A 13,636-nucleotide genomic window follows, 5' to 3' on the forward strand; every position below is an offset into this window, starting at 1 on the left:
CCCGCGCGCGGGGTTCGGACGGCGTTCAGTATTCCGAAAGCACGCGCGCAGGTCACGGGCCTCCGGCGCCTTCGCGTTAGGCGAGGCTTAGCCCTGTTCGGACGACCCTCGGTTCAGGAGTCCGGCATCGGCCCGGTCGGCGGACGCTCAACCATGACGCGCAGCAAGCTCGAAGCCTACTACGAACGGGAGTTCGGTCCGCGCGACCGCGAGTCGGACGAGCTGCCGGACGATCCGCCGGTCCGGCGCCCGGCCCGGCCGGAGCGCGGCCCGGTCCGCCGCCGCGGGTTCGGCATCGGCCGGATGCTCAAGCTCACCCTGATGCTCGGCCCGATGACGATCCTGCTGGGGGCGAGCGTCCTGATGGATTGCGAGCGGGCGCCGGCGCGCGGGTCCTGGGTTCCCGAGATCCTGCGCGGCACCGCCTGCGCCCGGCGCAACCTCGCCGGCCGCGTCCTGCATCTCGACGGCGATCTTCGGACCGTCGCGAACAGCCTGCGGTAGCCGGGCATGATCGGGCGCGGGACAGGCCCACGCGGGAGGGCGCGATGAGGCCCGGCGCGGAGACCCTGGGCACGGAGGCGTTCGACGCGGCCGCGCGGAGCGCGGGCGAGCGGACGGCCGACGGGCCGGAGCCGGTCGGGCAGGCCCGGCAGGCGACCATCCGCGACGGGATGCGCACGCCGCGACCGGTGCGCCGCTTCCGTGAGACCGCGTTCGAGGCGGAGCCGACGGCCCCACGCTTCGCCCTGGGCTGGGCGCCGTCGCTCGTCCTCAACCTCCTGCTGCTCGCCGCGCCCTTCGGGCTGGTGATCGCGCTGCCGCCGGTGATGGCCTGCCGCGAGCGCGCCGAGCAGTTCGGGTTCTTCGCCGGCGAGACCCTGGCGAGCTGCTCCGAGCGCGGCATCCGCGCGCGGATCGGCCGGCTCGACGACCGCATCAAGATGCTGGTGCGCGGCTCCGGCCGGTGAGGGGTTCTTAGAAGGCCTGGAGCGCGAGTTCGGTGTGCTCGACGCTGGGCGGCGCCTCGAAGCACGGCGAGACCATGGCCCGGTAATCCTTCCAGGCCTGGGACCCGGTGAAGTCCACGGTGTGGTTCTCCAGGGTCTCCCATTCGATGAGCAGGCGGTAGCGCTGCGGCTTCTCGATGGAGCGGCGCAGCGCGAAGCTGCGGCAGCCCTTCGCCGCCTTGAAGATCGCCGCGGCCCTGGCGATGCCGGCCTCGAACTCGGCCTCCATCCCGGTCTTGACGTCGATCTGCGCGATTTCGAGGATCATGGGAGTCTCCGGCCGTACGGCGTGCGGGGGATCAGCGAAGGAACCGGTGAGGGGATTAGCGGAGGGATCAGCGGAGGGGTCGGCCGAGGGCCTGGGCGAGGAGGCGCTGCGGGCTGCGCTCCGGGCGGGCCTGGTCGGCCACCGCGAGGTAGGCGGTCTGCTCCAGCATGTACTGGCCGCCCATGGCGCCGTGCATCACGAGGTCGGAAAAGGTCACCCAGGTCTGGCCGGGGGCGAAGTGCACGTCGGCCTGGGGCGCCGTCTCCTGGTAGCCCATGTCCTGCTTCAGGGCGTCGTGCAGGTGCAGCATCAGGTGGTCGTACTCGCTCCGCCGCGCCTTGGTGATCTTCAGGAGCGCCAGCATCCGGGCCGAGAGCGGCGAGTATCCGGGCAGGCGCGGCAGGAACCTCTGCGCCATGCTCGAGAAGTCCTCGCCCACGCGCCAGTGGCGCGGCTGGCCGTTCGGGTTGATGTTGCGGAAGATGCGCAGGATGCGCTTCTCGCCGATGGGGTTCGACGGGAAGGCGTCCACGTGCAGGCGGGTGTCGTCGCGCCGCCAGCTCAGCTTGCGCCGGTCGACGTCGAAGGGCCGGTAGGAGGTGCCCGCGAAGGAGAGCTTGCCGGCATAGGCCGGCAGGTGCTCGGCGACCAGCGCCTCGGCGAAGCCGCGGTAGCGGATCAGGACCTGGCGCAGGGCCTCCTGCTCCTCCGGCGTGCCGGCCGCGCCCCGCAGGGTGGCCTCGGGGCCGCGGATGTTGACGTTCTTGGCCTTGCCGTCGGCGAAGGGGCGCTGGACGAAGCGCTCCTCGAAGGGGCTGAAGGGAAAGTCGAGGTCGGGGAACATCAGGACCGCGCCGTCCTCGAGGGCCTCGACCAGGGAGGGCGTGCCGGGAGGCGGCCCGGCGCGGGAGACGGACACGATCGGGCTGATCATCGGGCGGAACTCCTCGGGACGACCGGGGCGGGACCGGCGGTTTAGCCGAAGCACGGGCGCCTGACCACGGGCGCGGCGGGCGGATTGACTCACCCGGCGCTGCCATGCGCCTCTGCGCCGCGCGGGGTGCCGGGGGCGCCACCAGGGGAGCCGTGATCCGAACCATGCTCGATCTTGCCACGCGGGTGTACAACCACAGCTTCAAGATCGACCCGATCGTCCGGTCGCTGCTCGACACGGATTTCTACAAGCTCCTGATGGCGCAGACGATCTTCCGCCGCCATCGGGACGCCCGCGTCACCTTCGGCATCCAGAACCGCTCCCGGCAGGTGCGGCTGGCCGAGTTCGTCGATGCGGGCGAGCTACGCGAGCAGCTGGACCATGCCCGCTCGGTGCGCCTCAGCCGGGGCGAATCCACCTGGCTGCGCGGCAACACCTTCTACGGCCAGCGCCAGATGTTCTCGGCCGATTTCATGGACTGGCTCGAGGCGTTCCGCCTGCCGGACTACGACCTGGAGGCCCGGGACGGTCAGTACGTCCTCACCTTCCACGGGCCCTGGCTCGAGACCACCATGTGGGAGGTGCCGGCGCTGGCCATCCTCAACGAGCTGCGGACCCGGGGCGTCGTGCGCCAGCTCGGCAAGCTCGACCTGCAGGTGCTCTATGCCCGGGCGATGACCCGGGTCTGGGAGAAGATCGAGCGGCTGCAGCGCCTGCCCGACCTCTCCATCGCGGATTTCGGGACCCGGCGCCGCCACGGCTTCCTGTGGCAGGACTGGTGCGTCGAGGCCATGCACGAGGCCCTGGGCGACCGCTTCCTCGGCACCTCGAACTGCCTGATCGCCCTGCGGCGCGAGGTCGAGGCCGTGGGCACCAACGCCCACGAACTGCCCATGGTCTACGCGGCGCTGGCCGACGACGATGCGGGCCTCGCCCGCGCGCCCTACGACGTGCTGGCCGACTGGCAGCAGGACTATGCCGGCAACCTCCTGGTGATGCTGCCGGACACCTACGGTACCACGGGCTTCCTGGCGAACGCCCCCGCCTGGATGAATGCCTGGACCGGCATCCGCATCGACTCCAAGGAGCCCATCGCCGGCGGCGAGGAGGCCATCGCCTGGTGGCGCTCGCGCGGCTCGGACCCGCGCGACAAGCTCGCGATCTTCTCCGACGGGCTCGACATCGACACCATCGAGGCGATCCACGCCCATTTCCACGGCCGCATGCGGATCGGCTACGGCTGGGGCACGCTGCTCACCAACGACTTTCGCGGGCTGGTGCCGGACGGCCGCCTCGACCCGATCTCCATCGTCTGCAAGGTGATCGCCGCCGACGGCCGGCCCACCGTGAAGATCTCCGACAACCCCTCGAAGGCGATCGGCCCGGCCGAGGAGATCGCGCGCTACACCCGCGTCTTCGGCATCGCGGCGCAACCCGCGATGCCGGTGCTGGTCTGAGGAGCGGTCAGGTCGGCGACTGGACGATGACCCCGTACCAGCCGAGCCCCGCATAGGTCTCGTAGCCGGGCGTGCGGTGGAAGGCGACGATCCGGCCGGTCCGGGCGTCCTGGTCGGCGCCGCTCGCGCGACCGTTGACGGCCAGCGGCAGGGTCTCCTCCAGCACGCCGCGCCCGTCCGAGGCGGCGATCACCCGGTGGCGCGCATCGACGAGGAGGACCCGGGTGCGGGCCCGGTCCTCCCCCGCCACCCGCACGCCGTCGACGATGGCCTTGGCCTGGGCCTGCCAGTCGAAATGGATCGCCAGGACGCCGATCGGCCGGGCCCGGCTGTCCCCGTCCGCCCGGACGCTGGCGCAGTAGGTCGCCACCTGCGCACCCCCGAGGCCGGGCTGTCCGGTCACGTCGGCGGCGACGTAGGCATCCCCGTCCGGCAGGGCGGCCGCGCGCCGGAACCAGTCCTGGTCGGCGACATTGCGCCCGACGAGGCCGGGATAGCGGTCGGGCCGGCCATGGGCGATCACGTTGCCCTGCAGGTCGCAGAGCCAGAGGTCGAGATAGACCGTGTAGGCGTCGAGGATGATGCCCAGGCGCCGGGTGGCATAGGCGGCCGCCTCCGGCGTCGGGGCGGCGGCGCAGGCCACCAGGGCCGCGTCGGTGGCCCACCAGCGCACGTCGCAGGTCCGCTCGTAGAGGTTCCGGTCGATGAGCTCGACCGCGTTCAGGGCGAGGTCGATCAGGCGCTCGGACTGCGAATCCTCGGCGAAGCTCCGGACCCGGACCTGGAGGCCGGCGATCCGGTTCGACAGTTCGACTTCGAGGGCCCGGGCGACGTTCTCGACCTCGGCGCCGATCGCCCGCACCTCCTGCGCCACCACGGAGAAGCCGCGACCCATCTCGCCGGCGCGGGACGCCTCGATCAGGGCGTTGAGGGCGAGCATCTTCACCTGCCCAGTGATCGCCTGGATGCGCCGGCTCTTGTCGGACGAGATGCGTTGGAGTTCCGCGATCTCGCTGGCGATGCCACGCAGGTTGGTGGCGTCGGGCGCGGCGCCGGCATCAATCGCCATCGTATGCAAAACTGCCTCCAGCCGTCGTCGGAACCGAAATGTCCCTCGTTCCGGGAGGCTTTTGCCAGATTTCAATTATCATTCGATTAAAAGCCGCAACCTTTGCAGTCGAGGCGCGGCTGCAGGCAGTATCCGTCCCCGGTTATTCTGCGAATCCGGCCGGCGATCGTCGCCGGTTCGAGAGCAAGGCTCCGGCGCCGGCAAAGATCTGCCGCGCGATATCGGGCCGGCCAATCCACGAAGGATGTCGTCGTCCGCCCGGGCGAAAGATTTTGCCCTGTATCGCGGGCCGGAGGCACTGTCCTGCTCTCGCTCGGCGCGGGCGAAATCCTGGCGCTGCCGGGCGAACGACGTGCGCGGCCCGGCGCCGTTCGCGGGTCGAACCTTCCGTTGCCTGGGTCGCGCTGGCGTTCAAGCCATGCATTCGGTGCAGGCCCCGTGCGCCGCGATCACGGTTTCGCGACGGGGCGGACCGTCCGGAGGGATCGATTTTCGCGGGCGCTTCGTTCTCAACGCGGCGGGGCCGGCGGATGCGCGGGCTCCGCGCGTCGCGTCTGGAACACGGAATTCGGAATGGCCCTGCGATCACACCCGAAGCCGTCCCTCGTCCCGCCGCGACCGACGCGCATCGCGGCGGCTGCAACCCCGACCCAGGCCCTGACCTCGCCGATCATCGTCGCCGCCCTGATCATGGTCGGGCTCTATGTCGGCCGCGACGTCCTGATCCCGATCGCCATCGCGATCCTGCTCTCCTTCGTCCTCGGCCCCCTGGTGAACCTGCTGCGGCGCTGGCACTTCGGCCGCTTCCTGTCGGTGGCCGCCTCGGTGCTGCTGGCGCTGGGCACCGCCGCCGCCCTGGCGACGCTGATCGGCGTGCAGATCGCCGACATCGCCAAGGACGTGCCCCGCTACGGCAGCACCATCGAGCGCAAGATCGAGGGTCTCAACGACACCCCCGCCGGGCGCCTCGCCGGCTACGTCGCCAGCATCGGCCGCACGATGCACGAGAGCCACGACGCGGCGAAGCCGGAGCCCAAGCCCGAGCCCCGATCGGACCCGCGCGCCAACCCCGCCCCGCCCGAGAAGGCGGTCCTGGTGGAGGTCAAGGAGCGGGCCCCGGGGCCGGTGACCCTGGCGGGCACGCTGCTCTCGCCGATCCTGCACCCGCTCGCCACCATCGGCATCGTCTTCGTGGTGCTGCTCTTCCTGCTGATGCAGCGGGAGGACCTGCGCGACCGGATGATCCGGCTGGCCGGCTCCAGCGACCTCCACCGGACCACGGTGGCGATGGACGACGCCACCAAGCGCCTGAGCCGCTACTTCCTGGTCCAGCTCGGCCTCAACGCCTCCTTCGGGCTCGTGGTCGGCATCGGGCTCTACTGCCTCGGCGTGCCGAACCCGGTCCTGTGGGGCATCTTCTCGGCGCTGATGCGCTTCGTGCCCTACGTGGGCGCCTTCGTGTCGGCCCTGTTTCCCCTGGCGCTCGCCGCCGCGGTCGATCCGGGTTGGTCGATGGTGATCGGGACGCTGATCCTGTTCCTCGTCCTGGAGCCCCTGGTCGGGCACTTCATCGAGCCGATGCTCTACGGCCAGTCCACCGGGATGTCGCCCTTCGCGGTCCTGGTCTCGGCCCTGTTCTGGACCTGGCTCTGGGGACCCGTCGGCCTGCTGCTCTCGACGCCCCTGACGGTCTGCCTCGTGGTGCTCGGGCGCCACGTCGACAAGCTCGAATTCCTCGACGTGCTGTTCGGCGACCGGCCGGCCCTGACCCCGGTGGAGAACTTCTACCAGCGCATCCTGGCCGACGACCCGGAGGAGGCGCAGGAGCATGCCGACCAGATCCTGAAGACCTGCTCGCTCACCGCCTATTACGACGAGGTGGTGGTCAAGGGCCTCGAGCTCGCCGCCCGGGACGCCGCCCGGGGCGTGCTCACCACCGAGCAGAAGAGCGACATCCGCGCCAGCGTCGGCGGCCTGATCGAGGAGATGGCCGACCGCGACGACCTGCGCAGCGACACCGAGGCCAAGGCCGATCCGGACGCGCCGCGCCCCGACCCGGTGCCGGAGGCCTGGGGGCCCGACGGCACGGTGCTGTGCGTGGCCGGGCGCAGCTTCGTCGACGAATCCGCCTGCGCGATCCTGGCCCAACTCCTGGCCAAGCGCGGGATCGGCGCCCGGGTGGTGCCCTTCGCCGACGTGGCGAGGGCGCGGATCGCGGCGTTCGATCCCGGCCCGGCCCGGCTCGTCTGCATCGTGTCGATGGCGATCAGCGGCGAGCCCACCCACCTGCGCCGGCTGGCCGAGCGCCTGCGCCGCAGGCTGCCGGGGGTCCCGTTCGTCCTCGGCCTGTGGCAGGCGGACGATGCCGGCCTCGACCCGGCGGCCCGGCGCCGGGCGGTGGATGCCGACATCCACGTCACGTCCCTGAAGGCCGCCGTGGAGGCGGTGGTCGCCGCCGCGCAGGGCGGTTCGGCCCCTGCCGCCGCGGCGCCGGACCCGGAGCCCGAATTCGCCCGGGTTCAGCCGATGCCGGTCTGAAGGCCCGGGGCGGGGGCGTTTAGGGCTTGACCGCCGGCCCCTCCGTCCGCTTCGCTCCGCGCTGTTCCGGGCCGGGCCGTGCCCGAGGGGGAGTGCCGATGAGCGTCGTCGATCTCGCGCGGTTCATGGACGATCTCGCCGCCGCCTCGGGGCAGGCGATCCTGCCGTTCTTCCGCGCCGCCTTCGGCATGGACGACAAGGCCCGCGGCGGGGCCGCCTTCGACCCGGTGACCGAGGCCGACCGGGCCGCCGAGGTGGCGATGCGCGGCATGATCCGGCGCCAGCTGCCGACCCACGGCATCCTCGGCGAGGAATTCGGCGCGGAGAACCTCGAGGCCGAGTGCGTCTGGGTGCTCGACCCCATCGACGGGACCCGCGCCTTCGTGGCCGGGCTGCCCACCTGGGGCACGCTGATCGGCCTGACCCATCACGGCGCGGCGGTGCGCGGCCTGATGCACCAGCCCTATCTCGGCGAGCTGTTCTCCGGCGACGGGGCCCAGGCCCGCCTGCGCGCGCCCCGCGGCGCGCGCCCGTTGCTGACCCGGCGCGGCACCGCCCTCGACCAGGCGGTCCTCGCCACCACCGATCCGCGCCTGTTCGCGGACGAGGCGGAGCGCGAGCGCTTCCTCGCCCTGGAGGGCGCGGTGCGCCTCTCCCGCTACGGCACCGACTGCTACGCCTATTGCATGCTGGCCGCCGGGCAGATCGACCTCGTGGTCGAGGCCGGCCTCAAGCCCTACGACATCGTCGCGCTGATCCCGATCATCGAGGGCGCCGGCGGGGTGGTGACGACCTGGGACGGCGGACCCGCCACCGGGGGCGGCCGCATCGTCGCCGCCGGGGACCGCCGCCTGCACGAGGCGGCCCTGCGCCACCTCAATCCCTGAGGCTCAGGCCTCCACCCGCGCCCGCTCGGCCGGCTCGGCCGCCTCCGAGCCGGGCATGAAGGCGTCGAAGGCCGCCCAGAAATCCTGCCGGATGGCGTCGCGCTCCGACAGGATCTCGTGGCGGGCATCGGGCAGCACCAGGATGTGCCCGGCGCGCAGGCCGCGGGCGAACCGCTCCGTGGTCCGGGTGCCGCAGACGGGGTCGGCCCCGGCCGCGACGATCAGGGTCGGGGTCGCGATCCGGCCCGGCACCCGCGGGTCGGCGAGGCGCTTCATGGCCCGGAAGGCGCCGGCGAGCCAGGCGATGCTGGGATCGCCCACGGCGCCGGCCCCGACGTCGCGGGCGGCGGCCGCGTTGCGGGCATAGCGCACCGGGTCGCGGCAGAGGCGGTTGTCGGGATAGGGCTTGGTGGCGATGGAGACCGCCGAGCCGAAGGGGATGTAGCGCCGGCCCCAGCCGATCCCGTGCAGGACGCGCGCCAGGAAGGCCGCGCCCGCCGGCCAGCGCACCATGCGGATCGACAGCATCGGCGCCACGGTGACGATGCGCCGGAACGGCAGCCAGCCGTCATGGGCGCCGGTGAGCGCCACGGCGCCACCCATCGAATGCGCCAGGCAGAGATGCGGATGGGGCATCAGCGGACGCAGGATCGCCTCCTCGATCGCCTTCAGGTCGCGGCGGTAATCGTCGAAATGCGCCACGTGGCCCCGGTGCGGGTCGTCGACCTGGCGCTGGGATTCCCCCTGGCCGCGCCAGTCGAAGGCGACGACGGCGAAGCCCCGTCCGCGCAGGTCCGCGATGGTCTCGTAGTACTTCTCGATGAACTCGGCCCGGCCCTGGAGCAGGCAGACCGTGCCCTTCACCAGCCGTGTGGTCGGGCGCCAATGGGCGGCCCGCAGCTCGATCCCGTCCTCGGTGCGCACCGCCTTCAGGGCGCCGCCCGGCGGAACCGGATTGTCGGGGGTGGAACGCAGGGTCAGCATCGGCGAAGTCTCGCGCAGAGAAAGGGAGCGAAAATTTTGGCCCTGGCGGCGGTCCAGGCTCTTGCGAGGCTCAAATCCCGCCCCGATATCGGGTGGGCACCGGCCAATACGGCGGTGCGACTGGTCCGGCCCCCGGGCGGACCCGAAACCAGCATGTTGCTTCTTACGGAGAATATGTGATGCGTCAGTTCGACCTTGCTCCCCTTTACCGCTCCACCGTCGGTTTCGACCGCCTGTTCTCGGCCCTCGACCAGTTCGTGAGCGCCGACGCGGCCCCGACCTACCCGCCCTACAACATCGAGCGCACCGGCGAGAACGCCTACCGGATCACGGTGGCGGTGGCCGGCTTCACGGACTCCGATCTCGCCATCGAGGTCAAGGAGAATGCGCTGACGCTGCGGGGCGAGCGCAAGTCCGACGCCGCCAAGCCGGCGGAGTTCCTGCACCAGGGCATCGCGGCCCGCGCCTTCGAGCGCCGGTTCCAGCTCGCGGACTACGTCCAAGTGACGGGCGCCGCCCTGGAGAACGGCCTCCTCCACATCGACCTCGTCCGCGAGATTCCGGAGGCGAAGAAGCCGCGCCAGATCCAGATCGCCACCGGCCGCGCTCCGCAGGCCCCGGTGATCGAGGGCTCGGTGCAGCAGGCCGCCTGATCGGCGCCGATGCACTTCGGGAGCGCCCCGGCCGAGAGGCGGGGGCGTTCTCACGTCGCGGGCCCGCCGGGCCTGCGGCCTGCCCATTTCCGCCGCGTCAGAATCCCTCGTCGAACCAGTCGTCCCGGCTCGGCTCCTTGCAGCGATAGCCGATGAAGCAGCGCGGCGTGTCGCCCGCGGGCACGAAGGCCGGGACGGTGATCTCGGTGACCTCGCAGAAGCTGCGGTCGCGCACGAAACGGTCATAGGTCTGTCCGCCGGTGCCGAGCACGAGGCCGCCGCGCCGGTCCACCATCGCCTTGGCCTGGCCGCAGGACAGGGTCGTCGTGGAGGCCCGCTGCGCCAGGGCCGGGGCGGCGCCGATGGAGAGCGCGAGGGCGAGGGGGAGAGCGCGGTTCGGCATGGCGCGTCAACGCGCTCGGGCCCGGCACGATCCCGTCCCCGGGCCGGGCCGCACGCCCCACGCATCCCTCAGGCGGCGCGGGCGGTCACAGGTCGCCGAAGATCAGCTGGCCCTGCGGGCTCGGTCGGCGCGCGGGCGTCTCGGCCTTCGGGCGCTTGTTCGCGGGCTTGGCAGCCGGCTTTCCCGTCGCCCGGCGCGCGACCGGCCGCTGGGCCGGCGGATCGGCACGCAGGCGCGCCTTCGCCCTGTCGCGGGCGATGGCCTCGGGGGCGTTCGGATCGTCGTCCAGCCACTTGCCGCGCTTGATCACCTCGTTGACCCGGCCCTGGTTCACGCCGACCTTGAAGGCGATCTCCTGCTGCGTCATGCCGGTGGAGGCGTGCAGGTCGAGGATGGCGCGAGCGAGCTCTGGGGTCATCTTCTGGCCGGTGAGGCGCCGGGCCGGCTTGATCGTGCGCGTGGCCCGGTCCCGCTCGCGCAGGCGTTCCAGCAGGGCGAGGGCCATGTGCATCCCGTGCTCGCGCAGGGATTCCTCGAATTCCTTCAACGTCGCCATCGTCGGCATCCTCATCGCCGCGGGGTTCCGGGAGGCCGGAACCGCGACTGTTCCATCAACGCGACCGTAACGCCAGGGTTGCGCCGGACAGGGTCGCAGGGTTGGGCCCGCCGGGGCGCCGTGACAACAGGCAAGATCCGTCATCCACCGCTATCCGCCGACGGCCGTCCCCCGGGGCGATCCCCGCCGCCGGCGCGGTGCTGATCCGGGCCGATCGCGCTCCCACGAGGCGACGAAGAAGGGCGGCGCACCCCTCGGCACGCCGCCCTCGAAAAACAGTGCCGGGTCCCGCGGCTCAGGCGAGATCGACCTTCTTGGTCTCGGTCTTGGGCGACTCGCCGGTCAGCGCGGCCTTCACGTAGCCGTAGAGGTGCAGCATCGTGGCGTTCGGGCTGTCCCAGTACTCGCCCTTCTCGGGGTGCACGCGCAGCAGGGCGACCTCGGGGTCGGTCTTGCCGTTGGGGAACCAGGTCTTCAGGCTCTCGCTCCACTTGTCGTCGATGACCGCCTGATCGGTGACGATCTCGGCCTTGCCGGCGATCGAGACGTAGGTCTGGCTCGACGGGTCCGAATAGGCGAGGTTGATCTGGTTGTCCTTGCTGATCTCGGCGGTCTTGGGCGAGTGCAGCTTGGTGAAGAACCACAGGTCGCCGTTCTCGTCCGCCTCCTGGCACCACATCGGGCGGCTGTAGAGCTTCCCGTCCTGGTCGGCCGTGGTCATCATCGCGACCTTGACGTCCTTGATGAGGGCGAACAGCTTCTTGGCGCCCTCGTGGTCGCGGTGGTTGCCCTGGTGCATGGGATCGCAGTCTCCAACTCGTCGTAAAAGGCTTTCCGGCGCGGTCGTCGCCGGCCGGGTCGTGTGCTCAACGAGCCAGGGCCGCATTGGTTTCGGGATGGCGCGCGGCCTGGGCGGCCGGACGGGCCGTCTTCCGGCGCATGGCGCCGAGCCGTCCGAGGCGGCGGTCGTCGAGGACGATGCCCGGCTCGCCGATCGCCCGGATCACGTGGCAGTTCCGGCCGAGGCCCTTGGCGTCGTAGAGGGCGGCATCCGCCTCGGCCAGGAGTTCGGCCGGCGAGGTCGTGCGCCCGGCCGACGCCAGGGCGACGCCGATGCTGACCGTGACGAAGGCCTGGCCGTCGCCACGGGCGGCGTGCGGGATCTCCAGTCCGGCGATGCCGGCGCGCAGGCGCCGGACCACGCGGGCGACGGCGCGGGCATCGCAGCCCCGCATGAGGATGGAGAATTCCTCGCCGCCGTAGCGGGCCACGCAGTCGCGCCCGCCCCGCGTCTCCCCCGCCAGGGCCTCGGCGATCCGGCGCAGGCAGGCATCGCCGGCCGGGTGGCCGTAGGCGTCGTTGAAGCGCTTGAAGTGGTCGACGTCGAGCATCAGCAGGGCGGTGCCGCGCGCTTCCCCGGCCGTCTTGGCCAGGGCCGAATCCAGGGCGCGGCGATTGGCGAGGCCGGTGAGGGCATCGGTCTCCGACAGGGCGGTCAGCACGCGCCGGTCCTGCTCGAGGCCGGCCGAGCGCAGGATCTCGCGCAGGGAAACGAGGTAGGCCCGCCGCCGCACGCCCTCGATCTGATGGTTGCCGTAGAGGACGAAGAAGCCGCCGGCCAGGGTCTGGAAGGCGAGGCAGAGGGCGAGTTCGGGGGGCAGGTCGGTGCGCAGGGCGATGCTGGCGAAGGAGGCCGTCGCGCTGAGGCCGGTGAGGATCAGGGCGTGGGGGAAGCGCAGCACCAGCATCATGGTGGCGAACACCATCATCAGCGGGTACTCGATGTAGCAGATGGCGCTCATCGCCTCCCGCTCCAGGCTGAACAGCAGGATCGGCACCGCCGTCATCAGCAGCATCGTGGCCGTGACCATGCGCTCGCGCCGCGGTCCCGGCATCCGGGTGACCGACCACGCCAGCAGCAGGCCCAGCGGCGTCACCAGGAACAGCCGCAGGGCCAGCCCCAGGGGCAGCATCTCCGGCATCAGCAGCGCGGTCGTCAGGTTGTAGGCGTTGTGGAACACGAGCCCGATGAGGATCGTGCGGCGCAGGTGGAGCGCCCGTTCGCGGCCGGTATCGATCTCGTAGCGGGCGGAGACCGGCCGGGAGAAGCGCAGGAGGTACCGGCTCATGGTGAGGTCGCGATCGGCGACCTCACCGCGCGGGCGCAGCGTCGAGGCCGGTGCGGGCGCCGAAGACCGGGAGCGCAGACCGGGAAGCACGCGAGACCAGGGGAGCACGATGGAACGATCCTGCAGCGGTCGAGGCCGCCGGCGGGCGCCCTCTCTTGTGCTGCATCGAACGTCGCGGAGCGCCGGGCGGACGCAAAATCGGACCCCTCCCCTCGACTCATGCCTACCGGAATCTGAACGAATTGAACGAAACCCGGGCCGGGCCGGCCGCGGAGCCCGCCGCGACCAGGGGTCTCGCCCCCGACGGAGCCGGGAAGCGCTTGCGCTCGGGCGGCGCCTGTGCTGTCGCATGGGTTCGTCGCGGGCGGCCCGGCCGGGGCCGCAACACCCGCGATCCCCCGATTGTCGCCGCGCCTCGGCTCCCGCCGGACGCGGCAAGGAGCCAGACCCTTGGCGATCACCCGTGACGACGTCCTGAAGGTGCTCTCGACCGTGACCGTCGATGCCGCGGGCACCACCCTGCCCGCCTCCGGTCGCCTGTCGCAGGTGGTGGTCGACCCCACCGACCGGGTGATGTTCTCGATCCTGATCGACCCCAGCGAGGCCGAGCGCTTCGAGCCGATCCGGCGCCGGGCCGAGGGCGCGATCCTGGCCACACCCGGCGTCTCCGGCGTCTTCGCCAGCCTGACCTCCGAGCGCGGGCCGAACCAGCCGGCCCAGCACGGCCCCCAATCCGCGGCCCCGCAGC

Annotated in this window: 15 protein-coding genes; 7 read left to right on the forward strand and 8 right to left on the reverse strand. The window is 71.8% G+C overall.

Going from position 1 to position 13,636, the window contains the following annotated elements; all coding sequences use genetic code 11:
- The first annotated feature begins 153 nt into the window (after positions 1 to 153).
- Both AC3WLN_RS15455 and AC3WLN_RS15460 read left to right on the forward strand, forming a co-directional pair.
- Positions 154 to 504, forward strand: a complete 351-nt coding sequence (locus AC3WLN_RS15455; protein WP_492482633.1) for a hypothetical protein — start codon at positions 154 to 156, stop codon at positions 502 to 504.
- A gap of 44 nt (positions 505 to 548) precedes the next feature.
- Positions 549 to 971: a hypothetical protein gene (locus tag AC3WLN_RS15460; RefSeq protein WP_492482634.1), complete on the forward strand. Its 423-nt coding sequence runs from the start codon at positions 549 to 551 to the stop codon at positions 969 to 971.
- A gap of 7 nt (positions 972 to 978) precedes the next feature.
- Here the strand turns inward: AC3WLN_RS15460 and AC3WLN_RS15465 are convergent, their stop codons facing one another.
- A complete protein-coding gene (locus AC3WLN_RS15465) occupies positions 979 to 1,278 on the reverse strand; it encodes an antibiotic biosynthesis monooxygenase family protein (RefSeq protein WP_492482635.1) in 300 nt (99 codons plus the stop codon).
- Between the two features lie 67 nt (positions 1,279 to 1,345).
- On the reverse strand, positions 1,346 to 2,212 hold the full coding sequence (gene kdoO / locus AC3WLN_RS15470; protein WP_492482636.1) for a Kdo hydroxylase KdoO: 867 nt from the start codon (positions 2,210 to 2,212) through the stop codon (positions 1,346 to 1,348).
- Positions 2,213 to 2,376: 164 nt separating this feature from the next.
- Here kdoO and AC3WLN_RS15475 point away from each other — a divergent pair, with 164 nt between their 5' ends.
- On the forward strand, positions 2,377 to 3,669 hold the full coding sequence (locus AC3WLN_RS15475; protein WP_492482637.1) for a nicotinate phosphoribosyltransferase: 1,293 nt from the start codon (positions 2,377 to 2,379) through the stop codon (positions 3,667 to 3,669).
- A gap of 7 nt (positions 3,670 to 3,676) precedes the next feature.
- On the opposite strand, the gene AC3WLN_RS15480 is transcribed toward AC3WLN_RS15475, so the two are convergent.
- The gene (locus tag AC3WLN_RS15480; protein ID WP_492482638.1) at positions 3,677 to 4,738 is read right to left on the reverse strand and encodes a methyl-accepting chemotaxis protein; all 1,062 of its coding nucleotides are present in this window, start codon (positions 4,736 to 4,738) and stop codon (positions 3,677 to 3,679) included.
- Between the two features lie 573 nt (positions 4,739 to 5,311).
- On the opposite strand from AC3WLN_RS15480, the gene AC3WLN_RS15485 reads away from it, so the two are divergent.
- Both AC3WLN_RS15485 and hisN read left to right on the forward strand, forming a co-directional pair.
- Positions 5,312 to 7,276, forward strand: coding sequence for an AI-2E family transporter (locus AC3WLN_RS15485; RefSeq protein WP_492482639.1), 1,965 nt, complete (start codon positions 5,312 to 5,314; stop codon positions 7,274 to 7,276).
- Between the two features lie 98 nt (positions 7,277 to 7,374).
- Positions 7,375 to 8,163, forward strand: coding sequence for a histidinol-phosphatase (gene hisN, locus AC3WLN_RS15490; RefSeq protein ID WP_492482640.1), 789 nt, complete (start codon positions 7,375 to 7,377; stop codon positions 8,161 to 8,163).
- A 3-nt stretch (positions 8,164 to 8,166) separates the two neighbouring features.
- On the opposite strand, the gene AC3WLN_RS15495 is transcribed toward hisN, so the two are convergent.
- Entirely contained in the window at positions 8,167 to 9,147 is a 981-nt protein-coding gene (locus tag AC3WLN_RS15495) for an alpha/beta fold hydrolase (protein WP_492482641.1), read from the reverse strand.
- A gap of 179 nt (positions 9,148 to 9,326) precedes the next feature.
- Between AC3WLN_RS15495 and AC3WLN_RS15500 the strand changes: the two genes are divergently transcribed.
- On the forward strand, positions 9,327 to 9,800 hold the full coding sequence (locus tag AC3WLN_RS15500) for an Hsp20 family protein (RefSeq protein WP_463776435.1): 474 nt from the start codon (positions 9,327 to 9,329) through the stop codon (positions 9,798 to 9,800).
- Between the two features lie 97 nt (positions 9,801 to 9,897).
- Here the strand turns inward: AC3WLN_RS15500 and AC3WLN_RS15505 are convergent, their stop codons facing one another.
- The 4 genes from AC3WLN_RS15505 to AC3WLN_RS15520 form a co-directional block, all read right to left on the reverse strand.
- On the reverse strand, positions 9,898 to 10,203 hold the full coding sequence (locus AC3WLN_RS15505) for a hypothetical protein (RefSeq protein WP_492482643.1): 306 nt from the start codon (positions 10,201 to 10,203) through the stop codon (positions 9,898 to 9,900).
- A gap of 85 nt (positions 10,204 to 10,288) precedes the next feature.
- Entirely contained in the window at positions 10,289 to 10,759 is a 471-nt protein-coding gene (locus tag AC3WLN_RS15510; RefSeq protein WP_492482645.1) for an RNA polymerase subunit sigma-70, read from the reverse strand.
- Positions 10,760 to 11,054: 295 nt separating this feature from the next.
- On the reverse strand, positions 11,055 to 11,558 hold the full coding sequence (locus tag AC3WLN_RS15515) for a pyridoxamine 5'-phosphate oxidase family protein (protein WP_492482647.1): 504 nt from the start codon (positions 11,556 to 11,558) through the stop codon (positions 11,055 to 11,057).
- Positions 11,559 to 11,625: 67 nt separating this feature from the next.
- Positions 11,626 to 12,888 (reverse strand): GGDEF domain-containing protein, encoded by a 1,263-nt coding sequence (locus tag AC3WLN_RS15520; RefSeq protein ID WP_492482649.1) that lies wholly within the window; start codon positions 12,886 to 12,888, stop codon positions 11,626 to 11,628.
- A gap of 450 nt (positions 12,889 to 13,338) precedes the next feature.
- Between AC3WLN_RS15520 and AC3WLN_RS15525 the strand changes: the two genes are divergently transcribed.
- On the forward strand, positions 13,339 to 13,636 hold a 298-nt coding region (locus AC3WLN_RS15525), incomplete at its 3' end, for an iron-sulfur cluster assembly protein (protein WP_492482650.1).

The organism is Methylobacterium sp. FW306-05-D (assembly GCF_058782155.1).